The sequence below is a fragment of the Demequina aurantiaca genome (genome assembly GCF_000975135.1).
Lineage (GTDB): Bacteria > Actinomycetota > Actinomycetes > Actinomycetales > Demequinaceae > Demequina > Demequina aurantiaca.
The window spans coordinates 332,419-348,915 of sequence record NZ_BBRF01000002.1 but is presented as its reverse complement, the minus strand read 5'-3'; the positions used below and the strand labels follow the sequence as shown (position 1 = coordinate 348,915).

The window sequence follows — 16,497 nt, the reverse complement described above, 5'->3', positions numbered from 1 at the left end:
CTGCCTCGCCGATGATGCCTGCACACGCGGCTCCAGGACGCCTCCGCGGCGTACGATTGCGCTCGTGACCACGCCATCTCCCGACGTCCCGGCACGTCGGGCCACGTCGCCTGCTCGCGGCGCGATCTACGTGATCGTTGGTGCCGCACTGTTTGGCATCAACGGCTCGGTTTCGAAGGTGGTCATCGGTGCGGGCGTCAGCCCGGCCCAGTTAACATTCTTTCGCGTACTCTCGACGGTCATCATCGCCGGTGCTGTGCTGCTCGTTAGCGACCGGTCGCAGTTTCGACCTACTCGGCGTCAACTCTTCAATCTCGCCGCGCTCGGCATTGGCGGACTCGCGATGATCCAGTGGCTCTACGCGGTCGCAATCTCGATTCTGCCCGTGGGCGTCGCCCTGTTGATTGAGTACACCGCGGTGGTATTCGTCGCTCTCGCCGCGTGGCTCATCTTCAACGAACGCGTCCAACCTCGGCTGTGGTTCGCGATCGGTGCAGTGCTCGTGGGACTCGCTGTTGTGGCACAAGTGTGGAACAGCACTTTAGCCCTGCTCGGCGTGCTCGCCGCGTTCGGAGCCGCCATCACCTACGCGTTCTACTTCATCATGGGTGAACGTGTGGTGGCAGCCATGCCGCCCATGGCTGTCGCGTTCTGGGCATCCGTCTTCGCCAGCGCTTTCTGGGGTGTCTTTTCAGCATGGTGGACGCTCGATCCCTCCACTCTGGCCGCTGATGTCTCGCTTTCTGGTGCCTTCGAATCCATCGTCGTCCCGGTCTGGCTGCCCCTGCTCTTTGTTGTCACACTTGGGGCCTTCGCCCCCTTCGTGCTGATCTTCTCGGCCCTCGGTCATCTATCCGCGACCGCGGTCGGCATACTCGCCTCGTCGGAGGTGCTCTTTGCGTTCATCGTCGCCTGGGCATGGCTGGGCGAGACGCTGTCCACGCTTCAGGTAGGTGGTGCCGCCCTCGTTTTGGTGGGAATCGTGGTGGCGCAGACAGCGCGCACGAGACCCGGGGACCAGACCTTGGTGAGTACTGAGGAATCAGTGGTCGAGGCTCCTCCCGCCGTTCCATAGCCGTTCTCTCCCGAGCCGGAAAGCGATGTCTCAGCCACCCCATCGGCCGATGCCGGGAAGATTTTGCGTGTGGCATAGGTTTGACCTTGCAGGAGGAAAAACCATGGCACACTCACACACCAGGTCATCAACAGATCCCATTACCCAGGCCCGTACCAGCGCGGATACTGCGCGACGCTGGACGGTCTTGATTGGCGCCATCGTTGCAATCGTCGGCGCGGCTTGGGGCTCCGGTGCCTTTGGCGGCACCCCCATCCAGGACGCGGCAGGGGGCGCGCTTGCTGCCGACGCGACGCTGCTCGCACCCGCATCGACGGCCTTCTCCATTTGGTCGGTCATCTACCTGGGTCTCGTCGTCTTCGCGATCTTCCAGTTCCTACCGAGTCACGCGACCGACCCGCGGCTGCGTGCCACGTCGTGGTGGGTGCTCGCGTCGATGCTGCTGAACGCCGCTTGGATCGGAGTGGTTCAGGCGGGCTGGCTCTGGGCATCGGTAGCGGTGATTGCTGTGCTGGCGGCAGTGCTCGCGGTGGTGGCCAAACGTTTGGCTGCCACTCCCCCGTCGTCATGGGCTGAGCGTCTCACCACGGACGTACCAGTGGGCCTGTATCTGGGCTGGGTGGTCGTCGCGACCCTGGCTGACATCACTGCCACGATCGCGAGCGGTATCGACGATTTCGCGGCGGGAGACGGCGTAGGCTTCGCGATCGCTGTCCTGGTAGTGGCCGCGGTGCTTGCCGTCGCGATTGTGCGAGGACTGCGAGCCTCAACTGCTTTGAGCATCGCCACCGGAGTTGCCATTGCCTGGGGTCTGTGGTGGATTGCCACCGGAAGGCTGACCGACTCGCCCGAGAGCGTTGCGGTGGGCTGGGCCGCCGGGCTCGCCGCCATTGTCGCCCTCGCGACTCCGTTCGCGGTGCGCGACTGGTCGTACATCGGCCGCAAGGATCCCCTGGCACCTCGGTAGGAGTCACGAGGTCACTGCGACCCCGCCCAAACAACGCAACAATGCCCCCACGCTCTAGAGCGTGGGGGCATTGTTGCGTGATGTGGGAGCGCTTAGTCCAGGTAGTCGCGCAGTACCTGTGAGCGGCTGGGGTGACGCAGCTTCGACATCGTCTTGGACTCGATCTGACGAATGCGCTCGCGAGTCACGCCAAACACTCGACCAATCTCGTCGAGCGTCTTGGGCTGACCATCGGTGAGACCAAAGCGCATACCGACCACGCCGGCCTCGCGCTCGCTGAGGGTGTCCATCACCTTGCTGAGCTCCTCCTGGAGCAGCGTGAAGCCCACGGCGTCTGCAGGGACGACGGCCTCGGAGTCCTCGATGAGGTCACCGAACTCGCTGTCGCCGTCCTCGCCAAGTGGCGTGTGCAAAGAGATGGGCTCGCGGCCGTACTTCTGGACCTCGACGACCTTCTCGGGCGTCATGTCGAGCTCTGCGGCAAGTTCCTCGGGCGTGGGCTCACGGCCCAGGTCCTGCAGCATCTGGCGCTGCACGCGTGCGAGCTTGTTGATGACCTCGACCATGTGGACGGGGATACGAATGGTGCGGGCCTGGTCGGCCATGGCGCGCGTGATGGCCTGACGGATCCACCACGTGGCGTAGGTCGAGAACTTATACCCCTTGGTGTAGTCGAACTTCTCGACGGCACGGATCAGACCGAGGTTTCCTTCCTGGATCAGGTCCAGGAACAGCATGCCGCGACCGGTGTAACGCTTCGCGAGCGACACCACCAGTCGCAGGTTGGCCTCGAGCAGGTGATTCTTGGCGTGGCGACCGTCGTTCGCGATCCACTCCAGCTGGCGACGCAGTTTGGGCGCGATCTTCTCACCGGAGCCGAGCTTCTCTTCGGCAAACAGGCCGGCCTCAATGCGCTTGGCGAGGTCGACCTCCTGCTCGGCGTTCAGCAGGGCAACCTTACCGATCTGCTTGAGGTAGTCCTTGACAGGGTCGGCTGTGGCACCAGCGGTGAAGACCTGCTGCACGGGCGCATCGTCGTCAGCGCTACGCAGGACGTAGCCACGCTCTTCAGAGTCCTCATCCTTTGGCTTGGCCTCAACGGGCTCGTCCTCGACCTGAGCGACAGGGGCATCCTGGTTTTCGACACTTCGCGCCTGAGCCTCGGCGTCTTCCTTGGCTCGCTTCGCTGCTGCCCGCTTGGCCGCGGCGGTAGGTGCCGCAGCCTTTTTCGCGGCAGCAGTGCTCTTGGTCGCTGCGGCCTTCTTAGGCGCAGCTTCCTTCTTGGGCGCGGCGGCCTTCTTGCGTGTTACCGGCTTCGCGTCCTTCTCGGTCTCCACTGCTTCTGGCGCGCTCTTAGCGGCCGTCTTCTTGGTGGCGCCCTTGGCGCTTGCCTTAGTAGCGGTGGTCTTGGGTGAGGCTGCGGTAGTCGTGGCCTTCTCCTTCTTCATTGCCTTCGCCGATGCGGCGGAGGGCTTGGACACTAACGGGCTTGCGACGCACGAAGCGTCAGGTAAGGGTTCGCACGGCTGGACTTGCACATCGAACGAGGTTGACACCAGGCGCCCCCGCAACACAACGACCAAGAGGGTCAGGGTTGTGGGGCGACACGAGGATCCTCTCTGACGGCAGCGGGGCTACGTAGAAGTGGTAGCGAAACTACGCTCAGAAGGCTCTTCGCCGCGTCGCGCAAATCCATTAAAGTGTAACGCGACTGTCAACCGAATCGTTCCCCGGGACGGCGATTTGCACCAATTTCGAGGAAAGATCTTTTACCGGTGTGCCCTAGCGCCCCAATTGTCCGCCTTGTGCCTGCCAGCCCGGAGTGATGCCCGCACGAATAGTAGCCCGGATCAGCTCCGCGAGACGGTAGCCGGGTGCGCTGGCGATCGCGGCGCCGCAGAGGGAGAGCCCGGCTTCTGCATCACCCGCCCACCACTCCACTAGCGCGTGCACCGCAAGGAGAGGTGCAGCGTCCTTGCGTCGTCCGTTTGCCACACACGCGCCGATTACGCGCCGGAGTGCGGCGCACTGCACGTCGTCAAGCATCATCGCGTGCTGTGGATCAAGAATTGCGTCTAGCGCCCTCGAGACCGCTTCCGAGGGGATTCCGGCGAGAACGTCATCGATCGCAGCGCTTGAGCCCGGTATGAGCCAGACGATCAAAGAATCCCTCACCCGCACATCGGCTATGCCAGCAATCAACTTGCCCATGTCCGCCTCGCGGAGAACTGCCTCGGGGCTCATGCCTCGAATCAGGTGCTGCTGCCACAGTTCAAGGCTCCGCCGTCTCCATGTGTCCTCATCACCCTCCCCCTTGCCGGCCCATCGGTCAGCAGCACGAGCGCACCTACGGCGTTCCAGCGCGGGCGCGGTCCCCCACAGGTTGCGTGACCGCGAGTGCGAAGGTGAAGCGCACATCGTCGCCATCCCGGGATTCGGAACCATCGTCGCGGTGGGTTCTGGCACCGCACGACCTTCGATGGGGCAACACGCCACATCCGCACAGCCGGGCGCGAAATAACGACCGCGCGCGACGGCCCAGGTGTCCACCTGAGGCACAGTGTCCGCCACCTGCGCACGCAACGCATCGGCGGCCTCGCAACAGACTCGAACAGGGCAATCGGTATACGACACCAGAATCACAGCCTGAGTGGCGTCCCGGGCCAGCTGCGCGGCGACGGCACGCGACATCGGCTCCAGAGTCTCGGAAACGAGGCAATCCTCGCGGTCCACCCGCATGATTGCGCCAATCTCGCCGCCGTGTCGTATGCCGACGATCACGACCGACTCGACCGGCGTGAAGCCGAGAATTGACGGCAGGGTGGCGAGCAGTTCGCCGGGACCACGAAGTGTTGGAATAGTCATGCTTCAACCGTGGCCGTGAATAGTCCCTCGCGTCTGTGCTGTCGCGCATTGTGTGGATGACCACCGCGCCGCGTCAGCCTGTGGACATAAGCGCTCTACGCTTGACGCGTGGACAACCTGCTAACCGAACGCGCCCGCGCCGTCGACGACCGCGTCGCTGCCACCCTCGCCAAAACTGCCAGCGCGACAGCCCCGGCAGGTGCGGCCGCCACGGAGATCACCGACCAGATCACCGCATCGTCCAGCGGGGGCAAGCGTCTGCGCGCGCAACTGATTGCCGCGGCGCACGACGCTCACCGTGGCCATCAGCTGGAGGCGGCCCTTGGCATCGGCGCGGCCGTGGAGATGTTCCAAACCGCGGCACTTCTTCACGACGACGTGCTTGACGACTCGGACACTCGACGCGGACGGCCCGCTGCCCACCGCATCCTCGCCGACCTGCACCGCCGTCACGACTGGCTCGGGTCTGCCGATGATTTTGGTGCGGCCGCGGGAATTTTGGCCGGCGATCTGACCCTCATGGCCGCGCACCGGGCACTCTTCGACGCCGTGCAGCCCCTGGGCCCCAAGGATTCAGCGACTGCGACCGCCCTGTTCGCGGACATGGCCGAGCTCGTCACTGTCGGTCAATACCTCGACATGCGGGTTGCCGCGCAGCCACTGGCAACACTCGGTGACCAGGAATCTGCCATTCGAGACGTCATGCGCACCAAGACAGCGTCATACTCAGCCGAGTTTCCCTTGGCGCTCGGTGCCGCTTGCGCGGGGGCGTCCGCCGATTCGATCACAGCGATACGAGCCCTCGGCGTTCCGCTCGGAATCGCATTTCAATTGAGGGACGACGTGCTCGGCCTCACTGGCTCCCCCGCCGTCACTGGGAAGCCTGCGGGGGACGACATCCGCGAAGGCAAGCGGACGATGCTGGCGTGGCGGGCCTGGCAGGTCACCGATGCCGCGGGCAGGGCATGTCTTCAAGCGACGCTCGGGCGACGGGACGCCAACGATGACGAGGTTGCCGAAGCCGTCGCCGTCATCGCTGCTACCGACGCCCTGGATCTGGTCGAACAGGAGATCGCGACACTCGCCAGCAACGCAGCGACGCAACTCGCGGCACTCGAACTTGATCCGCATGGAGTGGAACTGTTGACCTCACTCTTCAACGCCGCGACGGACCGAGCCGCGTAAAACCCTTTCTTAGAGCAGCGTCTGCGCGAGCCTGCGCACCGGGGCGCGCTGCCCCTCACGGAGCGCATCAAGGGGCGACATGCCGAGTTCCTTGGCCGGCTCCAGAAGCCACTCCATGGCTTCCTCGTCGGACAGGCCGACGTCCGAGAGCAGAGTCAACGTGCCGCGCAACGTGGGGATGATGTGCGGGCTCACCGCGCCCGGAATGATGAAGCCAGCGGGCAGCTGCCACGTGTTGTTTTCCCCTCGGCGCACCGCCACGATCTTGCCTTCGCGGATCTTGTCGCGGACATCGCCTGCTTCCACGCCCAGTTCCACTGCAAATTCGGGGATGGTCAGCCACTGCGTCGATTGAGTCATAGCGCAAGCGTACAAACACGTGGACCCCCTTGCGCACACCTACGGAGTGGGTTAGATTCACTTTTGTAACATGAGTAACATCCAACACATGCGCATCATCAGGGAGGTCATCGTGGGAAATCTTGGTCCGTCACGTCCAGCGACTCGAATTGCCGCACTCGGCACCGCCGCAGCCATCGCTTTCACCGCCTTTGGCGCCACCGCCGCTAGCGCAGACGAGCAGCACAAGGTCAATAACGGGGACACCGTCAGTGCCCTCGCGCACCGCTACGGCAGCACCATCAACGCGATCATCGAGGCCAACCGCCTGAACTCACGCGCGACGATCTACACGGGCACCACCCTCACGATTCCCACCCACACGACGTCCGCCACCGCATCGGCGCCCGCAAAGGTGACGACCACCAAGACCACGAGCAGTGCCACTGGTACCCACAAGGTCGTCAGCGGTGACACCGTCTGGGACCTGTCGCGCAAGTACGGCACGACGATTTCCGCGATCATCAGCGCGAACGGCCTCAACAAGTCCGCCATCATCCACGTGGGCCAGAAGCTCACCATTCCGGGCAAGGCCGGCACTGCCGCCGAGACCACGACCACAGCGGCCACGTCTAAGTCCACGTCGTCGTCGGAGTCCACGAGCACCACTAAGTCCGCGGCGTCAATCGGAACGTATAAGGTCTCGTCGGGCGACACCGTCTGGGGGATTGCGCGCAAATACGGCTCAACCATTACCGCCATCATCAATGCGAACGGCCTGAGCAAGTCAGCCGTCATTCACGTGGGCCAGAACCTCACCATCCCCGGCGCTACCGCGTCCACCGTTTCCAACGTCACGAAGGTCACCGCGACGTCGTCGGGTGAGCCCAAGGTCGCGACCAAGAACAACGTCAATGAATTCTCCAACCAGGCCAGCGGACTCGTCGGAGACACGTTCCTGGGCCGCACCTACTCCGCTCCCGTCGTGGGAGCCGCGAACCAGAACAAGGCCACGCTGAAGTCGATGGACGTGCCATCCAAGTCCCAGATGCAGGCGATGATCATCGCCACTGCCAAGCAAATGGGCGTCGATCCGGCCCTCGCCCAGGCAGTCGCCTACCAAGAGTCAGGTTTCGACATGCGCGCGGTGTCCCCGGCCAACGCCATTGGTGTCATGCAGGTCATCCCGTCTTCGGGCGAATGGGCATCGCAAATCGTGGGACGAGACCTCAACCTACTCATCCCCCAGGACAACGTGACCGCCGGTGTCGCCATCCTGAAGAAACTCCAGCGCGATGGCACCCCGCTGTCCGACGCGATTGGCGGCTATTACCAGGGTGAGACTGCTGTGCGTAAGTACGGCCTCTACACCGACACCGTGCGCTACGTGTCCAGCGTTAAGTCGCTGATGACGCGCTTCCAGTAACAGATGTGTCACTACCGCTCGTGGCTTTGCCTTGCGCGCGGCATGACCGGCTTAGAATGACCCTGTGTCCGAGACCATCACTGACCCGTTGCTCGGCCGTCTCATCGACGGCCGCTATGTGGTGCGCGAATGCGTCGGCGCGGGTGGCATGGCCACCGTGTACTTGGCCTTCGACAAGCGCCTCGAACGCCTCGTTGCACTCAAGGTCATGCGCGCTGGACTTGGCTCCGACCTCGACTCCACGGAGTTCACTGCGCGCTTCCGACGCGAGGCGAAGGCGGCCGCCCGCCTGACGCACCCCGGAATGGTGCGGGTCTACGACCAAGGCATCGACGGCGAAATCTCCTACCTCACCATGGAGTACGTCGAGGGCGAGAACCTACGCCAGCGCATGAACCACGAGGGTTGCCTGACCCTTGGCGAGGCCCTTACTGTGACCGAGGGCGTACTGGACGCACTCGCCGCAGCCCATCGTCAGCACCTCGTGCACCGCGATATCAAGCCGGAGAACGTACTCCTTGACGAGGATGGACGGACCAAGGTCGCCGATTTCGGACTCGCGCGTGCCGTCACCGAGGTCACCTCCACGTCAACCGGAACCATCATGGGCACCGTTGCCTATTTGGGTCCGGAATTGGTGTCACGAGGCACCCAGGACGCGCGCACCGACGTCTACGCGGCCGGCATCCTTCTTTACGAAATGGTCACCGGTCATCAGCCGTTCACGGGCGACTCCGCCATCGACGTCGCCACGCGCCACGTGCACGAGGATGTGCCCGCACCATCACAGTCAGTTGCCTGGCTACCCCCCGAATTCGACGAATTAGTCGCGAACCTTGTAGCCCGCGATCCCGACGAGCGTCCCCATGACGCTGCCGTCGCGCTCACCATGGTGCGCCAGGCCCGCGCTCTCATCGATGACCCCACGCTCGACCGTCGGGCCGATCCACCCTCGGGATCCATCGCCCTCATGGACCGCGACGATGACGCCACCACGGTATTCGATCCCGCTCCAGCCGGTGCCACCGTAGCCCTTCCCATAGGCCTAGGCGAGTCGGCGTTCGCGCCCGTGACAAACGCCGCCACCCTCATTGAGGACGATCCCGAGGCACGCGAACCGCTCGCACCACAGCGCCGTGGCCTGTGGTGGGCCGGCGCGATTCTCGCTGCAATCCTGGTTCTCGGCGGCGTCGGATTCTGGTGGTACAACTCGATTGGACCGGGCGCCTACACCACGGTGCCCACCGTCACCGGCACCCAGCAGGAGGCGGAAAAGGCTCTTCAAGCAGCGGGGTTGGTCACCGAGACACAGTTTGAATATGACGACGTCGTTCTTGAAGGTATCGTGATCGCTACCGATCCCACCAGCCAAAAGCAGGTCCCCAACGGCGCCAAGGTCACCATCATCGTCTCCCAGGGCCCCAAGATGACCACGGTGCCCTCCCTCGTCGGTGCCACTGAAGGCGACTCGATCAACGACATCCGCGAAGCCGGGTTCAAGGTTGGGGACTCCGAAAAGAAGTTCTCCGACACGGTCAAGAAGGGTGAGGTTCTCGAGCAGGATCCGGAGGCTGGTGAATCAGTTCGCCACGACACCACCATCAACCTCGTCGTGTCCGACGGACCCGAACCCATCGAAATCCCCAACGTCGTTGGCAGCACTGAAGCCGATGCCCAGGAGACGCTCGCAGACGATGCACTCGTGGTCACCGTCAAGCGCGAGCGTAGTGCGGAGCAAGACAAGGGCAAGGTCTTCAAGCAGGACCCCGCAGCAGGCGACACCGGCACCCGAACCGATGCGATCACCATTTGGGTCTCGGACGGCCCTCCCCTGGTCGACGTCCCCAACTTTGTCTTCGACCCGGTAGACGAGGCTGTGCAGGCCGCGAAGGACGTCGGTCTGGTGCCCGAGCTGCGCGCCCGCTGGCCGTTCAGCACCCGGAACCAGATCGCGGACCAGTCGATTGCGCCCGGCACCGACGTCGAACGCGGCACCACCATCGTCCTGATCTACAACTGACGCACGAGCGCGACAGGAACCAACGCAAACGGCGCCCGCACCCCTGTGAGGGGTGCGGGCGCCGTTCTCAGTGCCGGAGAATCCTCTACGGCTGGTGCGAGAGTAACTCCGACACCTTGAAGGCCATCTCCAGCGATTGCTGGTGGTTCAGACGCGGGTCAACCTTGGTCTCGTAACGACGGGCAAGGCCTTCGTCATCAATCTCCTCAGTACCGCCCATGACCTCGGTGACGTCGTCGCCGGTGAGTTCGACGTGAATTCCGCCCGGCACCGTGCCTGCGTTGCGGTGCACCTCAAAGAATCCGGTGACCTCGTCCAGGATCGTGTCGAACTTACGCGTCTTGTAGCCAGAGTCGGACGTGAAGGTGTTGCCGTGCATCGGATCCGTCATCCACGTGACAACCACTCCTGCGTCACGCACCGCCTCGACCAAGCTCGGCAGCACTTCCCGCACCTTGTCCGCGCCCATACGCGCCACAAACGTGAGTCGCCCAGGAATGTTGTCCGGGTTGAGGCGCTGAGCGAGAGCGAGAGCGTCCGTGGGCTTGGTGGTGGGTCCGAGCTTCACACCGATCGGGTTGTGAATCTTGGACATGAACTCCACGTGGGCGCCGTCCAACTCGCGGGTGCGCTCGCCAATCCAAAGGAAGTGTGCGGAGCAGTCATATGCGAGCCCCGTGCGGGAATCGATGCGCGTGAGCGCGTGCTCGTAGTCCAGCAAGAGCGCCTCGTGGCTAGAGAACAACTCGACAGTCTTGAGCGCGTCGAAGTCGCCGCCTGCGGCCGCCATAAAGCGCACTGCACGGTCGATCTCGGCGGCCGTCTGCTCATACTTCGCGTATGCAGGATTGGCGGCGAAGCCCTTGTTCCAGGCGTGAACACGGCGCAGGTCCGCGAATCCACCGGTCGTGAAGGCACGAATGAGGTTCAACGTGGACGCGGACACGTGGTACGCGTCGAGCAGGCGTTCGGGGTTGGGAATACGCGACTCTGGCGACCACGCAGACGAATTCACGATGTCACCGCGGTATGCGGGAAGGGTGACTCCGTCGCGCGTTTCATCGTTCGACGAACGCGGCTTCGCATACTGCCCGGCCATGCGTCCGATCTTGACGATTGGCGTCGAGGCGCCATACGTAAGAACGACGGCCATCTGCAGGATCGTCTTGATCTTGTTGCGGATGCGGTCGGCGGTTGCCTCGGAGAAGACCTCCGCGCAGTCACCGCCCTGCAGCACGAATGCCTCGCCGCGACCGGCGGCCGCGAGCTGCTCGCGGAGTACGTCTGCCTCCCCGGCAAAGACCAGCGGTGGAACCTCACGGAGCCGGTCGGTGGCACGCTTGAGCGCCTCCGCGTCTGGCCACACGGGCTGTTGTTTGGCCTCACAGGAAAGGAACGAGTCCACTCCCGCGGCCTGAAGATCGGCCTGAGTCATCGCGCTATGCCTGACCAATCTCGGACAGCATGTTGGTGTACCAGGGCGTCGTGGTGTCGAATGCCTTGTGGCCGGCGATGCGCGGGAACGCGATGGCCTTGAGACGGTCGCCGTCCTCCTCGTCGTGGCCGATCACGCCGGACTCACCGCGCAGCGAACACTCCACCGCCAGGTCGGTCATCGACTTGATGAGGCGAAGGTCCTCGGCGTTCGCGGCCGCGGCACGCGAGAAGTAGCCGGACTTCTGAACCATGACCTTCTCAGCTCCAAGGCGCTCCGCGAACTGCTTAGCGAACCACGCACCGGGATTGATGGTGTCGAGCTTGACGTGACCGAACGGGTCGCGGTCAACGGTTCCACCGGATGCCTCGATTTCCGCGATGATCTCGGGCACTCCAGCGCCTTCCGACAGGAAGATGTTGACGTTTCCGACCTCATCCATCACGGTACGTAGGCGCGTTGCCTCCGTATCCAGGTCCAGCTTGGACTCCGGGACGTAGATGGCGTGGATGTCCCAACGCTCCTTGGTCAAGCCAATTCCGGGCAGGAACTCACGGGTGTCGAGGTCCTTGCGGTACGACGCTGCCGCGGCGGCGGTGAGCCAACCACAGGCACGACCCATGACTTCGTGAATGATCAACATGCGCGGACCGGAACGGTGCTCGCCGATGATGTTGCGTGCAAACCCTGCGGCCTCGTCGGCAGCGGTCCACGCACCCAGCGACTGGCGAATCGGTACCACATCGTTGTCGATGGTCTTGGGAAGTCCCACGACGGTCAGGTCGTAGTCGTTCTCTGACAGGTAGGCGGCGAGGTCTGCGGCCGTCGTGTTGGTGTCGTCTCCACCGATGGTGTGAAGCACGTCCACCCCGTCCGCCTTGAGACGCTCCGCGGCCACCGCGAGCGGGTCCTGCCCCTCCTGGACCAGACCGCGCTTGACGCAGTCCTCACGGTTGGTGAGCTTGACGCGTGAGTTACCGATGGGCGACCCCCCGAACTCGTGCAGGATGCCGGCCTTGGCGCGCACCTCATCGTCGATGACAGTCTTCTTGCCGAGCAGCAGGCCCCAGTAGCCGTGCTCATAGGCGATGATCTCGACCTCCGGCGCGATCTCGGTGTAACGCTCGATCAGTCCACCAACTGCGGAGGACAGGCAGGGGGCGAACCCTCCGGCGGTGAGCAGTGCAACGCGACGTACCGTCATGACATACCTTTCAGTTCAATGCTTAGGTGATTTCACGCCCATTCTAGGGGCGAAGAATAATGGCCAAAGCCGCCAGCTAGGCGGAGTCGCCGTTGGCGCGGTTCTCGCGCTCGAGTTCACGCTTATATTGCGCGGAATCGCGGTCGACATACTCCTGGCCCGACAGTTCACGTATCGCTTCCATCACACTGTCGGTGAAGGTGCGCAATGCGACGCGGTCGTCCTGCATCCCCACGTAGGGCTGATGGGTGATCGGCTTGCCGATGCGCACGCCAATGGGATGGCGAGATGGCACCCGTTGCCCGATGGGTTGTGCGATATCCGTGTCGATCATGGCCACAGGAACGATGGGCACCTGCGCCTCAATGGCCATCCGCGCCATGCCCGTCTTGCCGCGGAATAGACGCCCATCGGGGCTGCGGGTGCCTTCCGGGTAAATGCCAAGCAGGTCACCGCCTTGGAGCGCCTCAAGTCCCGTGCGCAACGCGGCCTCGGAAGCCTTCCCTCCCCCACGGTGGACGGGGATGACCCCCACGCCCTGCATGAAGGCTTTGGTGCCGTAGCCCTTGATGCCCTTGCCCGTGAAGTATTCAGCCTTGCCGAGAAATACGACTTTGCGCTTGAGGACGAGCGGTAGGAAGACGGAATCAGAAAATGACAGGTGGTTCGACGCTAGGATCGCGCCGCCTGCAGCCGGCACATTCTCTACGCCTTCCGCCCAGGGTCGATAATACGTCTTGAGGCCCGGCCCCAAAAGTACGTGCTTAAACAACCCGTAGTACATCCGCGTCCTTTCCTGGCTTCTCAGGCTAGCCGGTTACTCCCCGGTCGCCTCGCGCGCCAGGGCGGCCGCGCCCACAATTCCGGCGTCGTTTGCCATATCCGCGGCCACAATCGACGCGATCGGACGGTGCCCGCGTGCGGGCAAATATTCGGAGTACGATGCGCGGGCTGGCTCGAGCATCAAGTCTCCCGCCGCAATCACGCCGCCCCCAACGACGAATAGTTCGGGGTCGAGAACTGCGGCCAGAGAGGCGCAGCCCTGTCCGATCCATGAGCCGAGCTCTGCGAGCAACTCGATGCCGAGCTCGTCGCCCGCCACTGCTGCCGTCGTCACATGCGGACCTGTGATGCCTGCGGCGCTTCCGCCTGCGAGCTCGAGGAGTGCCGCTGAGCGGACCGGCCGCTCCACACCCGCGCGGTGTGCCTCGCGTACCAAGGCCGAGCCAGACGCATACTGCTCCCAGCAGCCGCGGTGCCCACATCCGCACGCGTGACCTCCAGGAACGACTCGGAAGTGCCCCAGCTCGGCACCAAAGCCGTACTGACCGCGAACCAGGCGGCCGTCGACCACGAGCGCGGCGCCCAGTCCAGTCCCGATAGTGAGCATCACCATGTTGGTGGCGTCTCGTGCCGCGCCGTACTTGTACTCCGCCCATCCGGCCGCGTTGGCGTCGTTCTCAACCACCACGGTGATGTCGGGGCGGCCAATCAGCGCCGAGACATTGGCGGCGAGCGGGTACTCGCGCCAGGCGATGTTTGGGGCAAAGGTCACGTGCGCACGATCGGCGGAGACGAATCCCGCGGCCGCCAAGCCCACGGCGTGGAACTCGTAGTTCTGAGCCAACTCAGCGACCGCATCGGCGATTGCGGAGTCGATGCTGGCGGGATCCTGGGGCTGCGTCTTGCGGCGAGTCTTCGCCACAATCGCGCCGTGCTCGTCCACGACACCTACGGCAATCTTGGTTCCGCCAATATCCACACCGATTGCGTGCTTCGTCATACTCTCCCCCGGTCACTTGATCAACACCAGAAAGAGTATCGTTTCCCTACCCGGTCAATGACAATGGAGTCAAGAATGCCAGCCAACGCTCACCCCGACTATGCCCCCAACATCGTGGTGGAGGTGAACAACGCCTGGGAACGCTACGGTGACCGCGTCCTGGTCAGCCACATGGTTGACGATGCATGGGTTGACCTCACCGGCTACGAGTTCCGACAAATGGTCGATGACGTCGCCAAAGGGCTCATTGCGCGCGGAATTGAACCTCACCAGAGCGTCGGCATCATGGCTCGCACGCGCTACGAGTGGTCAGTGTTGGACTTTGCCATTTGGTCAGCCGGCGCCATCCCGATCCCCATTTATGACACGTCAGCACGTTCTCAGGTTGACTGGATTTCCTCCGATTCCGACATGTCGGTGCTGTTCGTCGAGACCGATGCGCACGCTGCCCTCGCCCACGCTGTTGCCGCGGACACGGAGTCCCCCCTCAACGACGTGTATGTCATTGATCACGGCATCCTCGATGAGCTCATCGAGGATGGTGCGAAGGTGAGCGACGACACGTTGATGGAGCGTAAGGCTGGCCCCGGGCAACAGGATCTCGCCACCATTGTTTATACATCCGGCACCACTGGTCGACCCAAGGGCGTGCGCCTCTCCCACTTTGCCTACCTGAGGCAGATCAAGGGCATCCAGGAAATCGCTCCCGGCGTGGTGTTCCAAAAGGACGGCAGCACCGTCCTGTTCCTCACGCTCGCTCATTCACTCGCGCGAATGATCCAGGTGGTACTGCTCGCCTCCGGCATGCGCATCGGCTATTGCCCGGATGCCGCACAGCTCGTGCCCATGATGGGTTCGCTCAAGCCCACCCTGGTGCTCGCCGTGCCACGCGTCTTTGAGAAGGTTTACGCGGGTGCGGAACAGAAAGCCGAACTCGGTGGCAAGGTCAAAATCTTCCGTTGGGCGGCCAAGCAAGCCATCGACTACTCGACGGCGCTGGACAACCCCCACGGCCCGTCCTTGGCGCTCAAGGCGCGTCATGGAATTGCGGACAAGTTGGTGCTCGGAAAGATACGCGACGTCCTCGGCGGGCGGGCCACCTGGGCGGTGTCCGGCTCGGCGCCGCTCGGTGAGCGACTGGGTCACTTCTATCGCGGGCTCGGACTCACTGTGCTGGAGGGCTACGGGCTCACCGAGACGAATGCGGCATCACATGTCAACCGGCCCGAACTGGTCAAGATGGGCACGGTCGGTCCGCCGCTCCCCGGACTTGAGTCAAAAATCGCCGACGACGGCGAGATCCTGATGCGCGGAGAGACGCTCTTCGACGGGTACCACCGCAACCCCGATGCGACCGCCGCGACCATGAAGGACGGCTGGTTCATGACGGGCGATCTTGGCGAGGAGGACGCCGACGGCTATGTGCGAATCACCGGTCGCAAGAAGGAGATCATCGTGACCGCGGGCGGAAAGAACGTGGCACCCGCTGTCATCGAGGACCGCTTGCGCGCCTACCCTCTGGTCAGCCAGTGCATTGTCGTTGGGGATGGGCGTCCCTTCATCGGTGCGCTCGTCACACTGGACGAGCAAGGTCTGCCCGGTTGGCTCAAGAGCAAGGGAATCGAGAACATGAGCGTAGCCGAGGCGGCTCGCGATCCTCGCGTGCGAGCCCGGGTAGAGAAGGCCATTAAGCGCGCGAACTCCGTTGTCTCGCGCGCCGAGTCGGTGCGCAACTTCGAGATCCTCGAGGACGACTTCACCGTCGAGGCCGGCACGCTCACGCCGTCGCTCAAGGTCAAGCGTGATCGAGTTCTGGCCGACTACGCCGACGCAGTCGAGCGTGTCTATGCGCGCAGGGACTCGCCCGAGGACTAGCTCGCGTGCTGGCCGGTCCTCGCCACCCGAGGCGGCAGCGAGCGTGGCTCCGCACTGTGGACCAGTCGCAGCGGCGGTACGAGCCCGCCAGCGACCAACGCCTCGACGGCAGCCTCCTGCTCCGCGTCCATCCACACTCCATGCGTGTCGCGTGGGGCAGCCGCCCCGGCGCGCACCGGAATGGTGAGGAAGGACACGACACAATCGCCGCACGCCTTGTCTCGCACCTCGCAGGTGTCGCAATCAATAATCATGTCACTGACCCTAGAACTGCCCTCTGACACGTGGGTCCTATCAGTGTCAGTCGCCTGACGTATGTTCGT

General features: G+C 63.7%; 14 protein-coding genes. 6 read left to right on the top strand and 8 right to left on the bottom strand.

Annotated features, from left to right (window positions below):
- The first annotated feature begins 64 nt into the window (after positions 1-64).
- Together AOP73_RS10065 and AOP73_RS10060 are read left to right on the top strand one after the other, a co-directional pair.
- Positions 65-1,075: an EamA family transporter gene (locus AOP73_RS10065; RefSeq protein WP_061965549.1), complete on the top strand. Its 1,011-nt coding sequence runs from the start codon at positions 65-67 to the stop codon at positions 1,073-1,075.
- Positions 1,076-1,178: 103 nt separating this feature from the next.
- Complete coding sequence (locus tag AOP73_RS10060) at positions 1,179-2,042, top strand: TspO-related membrane protein (RefSeq protein WP_061965547.1); 864 nt, start codon at positions 1,179-1,181, stop codon at positions 2,040-2,042.
- Positions 2,043-2,134: 92 nt separating this feature from the next.
- Here AOP73_RS10060 and AOP73_RS10055 read toward each other — a convergent pair whose 3' ends face one another.
- Both AOP73_RS10055 and AOP73_RS10050 read right to left on the bottom strand, forming a co-directional pair.
- Positions 2,135-3,523 (bottom strand): RNA polymerase sigma factor, encoded by a 1,389-nt coding sequence (locus tag AOP73_RS10055; RefSeq protein WP_269078524.1) that lies wholly within the window; start codon positions 3,521-3,523, stop codon positions 2,135-2,137.
- A 301-nt stretch (positions 3,524-3,824) separates the two neighbouring features.
- Complete coding sequence (locus AOP73_RS10050) at positions 3,825-4,907, bottom strand: DUF4192 domain-containing protein (RefSeq protein WP_061965543.1); 1,083 nt, start codon at positions 4,905-4,907, stop codon at positions 3,825-3,827.
- A 108-nt stretch (positions 4,908-5,015) separates the two neighbouring features.
- Here AOP73_RS10050 and AOP73_RS10045 point away from each other — a divergent pair, with 108 nt between their 5' ends.
- Positions 5,016-6,092, top strand: coding sequence for a polyprenyl synthetase family protein (locus AOP73_RS10045; protein ID WP_061965541.1), 1,077 nt, complete (start codon positions 5,016-5,018; stop codon positions 6,090-6,092).
- A gap of 9 nt (positions 6,093-6,101) precedes the next feature.
- On the opposite strand, the gene AOP73_RS10040 is transcribed toward AOP73_RS10045, so the two are convergent.
- Positions 6,102-6,452 (bottom strand): Rv2175c family DNA-binding protein, encoded by a 351-nt coding sequence (locus AOP73_RS10040; RefSeq protein WP_061965539.1) that lies wholly within the window; start codon positions 6,450-6,452, stop codon positions 6,102-6,104.
- Between the two features lie 70 nt (positions 6,453-6,522).
- Here AOP73_RS10040 and AOP73_RS10035 point away from each other — a divergent pair, with 70 nt between their 5' ends.
- Entirely contained in the window at positions 6,523-7,857 is a 1,335-nt protein-coding gene (locus tag AOP73_RS10035; RefSeq protein ID WP_152650631.1) for a LysM peptidoglycan-binding domain-containing protein, read from the top strand.
- 64 nt (positions 7,858-7,921) lie between these two features.
- A complete protein-coding gene (gene pknB, locus AOP73_RS10030) occupies positions 7,922-9,877 on the top strand; it encodes a Stk1 family PASTA domain-containing Ser/Thr kinase (protein ID WP_061965535.1) in 1,956 nt (651 codons plus the stop codon).
- 85 nt (positions 9,878-9,962) lie between these two features.
- Here the strand turns inward: pknB and AOP73_RS10025 are convergent, their stop codons facing one another.
- The 4 genes from AOP73_RS10025 to AOP73_RS10010 all read right to left on the bottom strand — a co-directional run bounded on the left by AOP73_RS10025 (position 9,963) and on the right by AOP73_RS10010 (position 14,299).
- Positions 9,963-11,312: a class II 3-deoxy-7-phosphoheptulonate synthase gene (locus tag AOP73_RS10025; protein ID WP_061965533.1), complete on the bottom strand. Its 1,350-nt coding sequence runs from the start codon at positions 11,310-11,312 to the stop codon at positions 9,963-9,965.
- A gap of 4 nt (positions 11,313-11,316) precedes the next feature.
- A complete protein-coding gene (locus AOP73_RS10020; protein ID WP_061965531.1) occupies positions 11,317-12,516 on the bottom strand; it encodes a pyrophosphate--fructose-6-phosphate 1-phosphotransferase in 1,200 nt (399 codons plus the stop codon).
- Between the two features lie 76 nt (positions 12,517-12,592).
- Positions 12,593-13,300 (bottom strand): lysophospholipid acyltransferase family protein, encoded by a 708-nt coding sequence (locus tag AOP73_RS10015; protein ID WP_061965529.1) that lies wholly within the window; start codon positions 13,298-13,300, stop codon positions 12,593-12,595.
- A gap of 33 nt (positions 13,301-13,333) precedes the next feature.
- Positions 13,334-14,299 (bottom strand): ROK family glucokinase, encoded by a 966-nt coding sequence (locus tag AOP73_RS10010; protein ID WP_061965527.1) that lies wholly within the window; start codon positions 14,297-14,299, stop codon positions 13,334-13,336.
- A 75-nt stretch (positions 14,300-14,374) separates the two neighbouring features.
- Between AOP73_RS10010 and AOP73_RS10005 the strand changes: the two genes are divergently transcribed.
- Positions 14,375-16,174 carry an AMP-dependent synthetase/ligase gene (locus tag AOP73_RS10005; RefSeq protein WP_061965525.1) on the top strand — a complete coding sequence of 600 codons (1,800 nt, stop codon included), beginning with the start codon at positions 14,375-14,377 and terminating at the stop codon, positions 16,172-16,174.
- Here the strand turns inward: AOP73_RS10005 and AOP73_RS10000 are convergent.
- Positions 16,171-16,428 (bottom strand): hypothetical protein, encoded by a 258-nt coding sequence (locus AOP73_RS10000; RefSeq protein WP_061965523.1) that lies wholly within the window; start codon positions 16,426-16,428, stop codon positions 16,171-16,173. The genes AOP73_RS10005 and AOP73_RS10000 overlap by 4 nt on opposite strands.
- Positions 16,429-16,497: the final 69 nt, after the last annotated feature.

Excerpts from the sequence above, each read along its gene's own strand:
- AOP73_RS10040 (WP_061965539.1), bottom strand. The coding sequence starts at position 6,452 with ATGACTCAATCGACGCAGTGGCTGACCATCCCCGAATTTGCAGTGGAA.
- AOP73_RS10020 (WP_061965531.1), bottom strand. The coding sequence starts at position 12,516 with ATGACGGTACGTCGCGTTGCACTGCTCACCGCCGGAGGGTTCGCCCCC.
- AOP73_RS10000 (WP_061965523.1), bottom strand. The coding sequence starts at position 16,428 with ATGATTATTGATTGCGACACCTGCGAGGTGCGAGACAAGGCGTGCGGC.
- AOP73_RS10060 (WP_061965547.1), top strand. The coding sequence starts at position 1,179 with ATGGCACACTCACACACCAGGTCATCAACAGATCCCATTACCCAGGCC.
- AOP73_RS10005 (WP_061965525.1), top strand. The coding sequence starts at position 14,375 with ATGCCAGCCAACGCTCACCCCGACTATGCCCCCAACATCGTGGTGGAG.
- AOP73_RS10035 (WP_152650631.1), top strand. The coding sequence starts at position 6,523 with ATGAGTAACATCCAACACATGCGCATCATCAGGGAGGTCATCGTGGGA.
- AOP73_RS10025 (WP_061965533.1), bottom strand. The coding sequence starts at position 11,312 with ATGACTCAGGCCGATCTTCAGGCCGCGGGAGTGGACTCGTTCCTTTCC.
- AOP73_RS10010 (WP_061965527.1), bottom strand. The coding sequence starts at position 14,299 with ATGACGAAGCACGCAATCGGTGTGGATATTGGCGGAACCAAGATTGCC.
- AOP73_RS10015 (WP_061965529.1), bottom strand. The coding sequence starts at position 13,300 with ATGTACTACGGGTTGTTTAAGCACGTACTTTTGGGGCCGGGCCTCAAG.
- AOP73_RS10050 (WP_061965543.1), bottom strand. The coding sequence starts at position 4,907 with ATGACTATTCCAACACTTCGTGGTCCCGGCGAACTGCTCGCCACCCTG.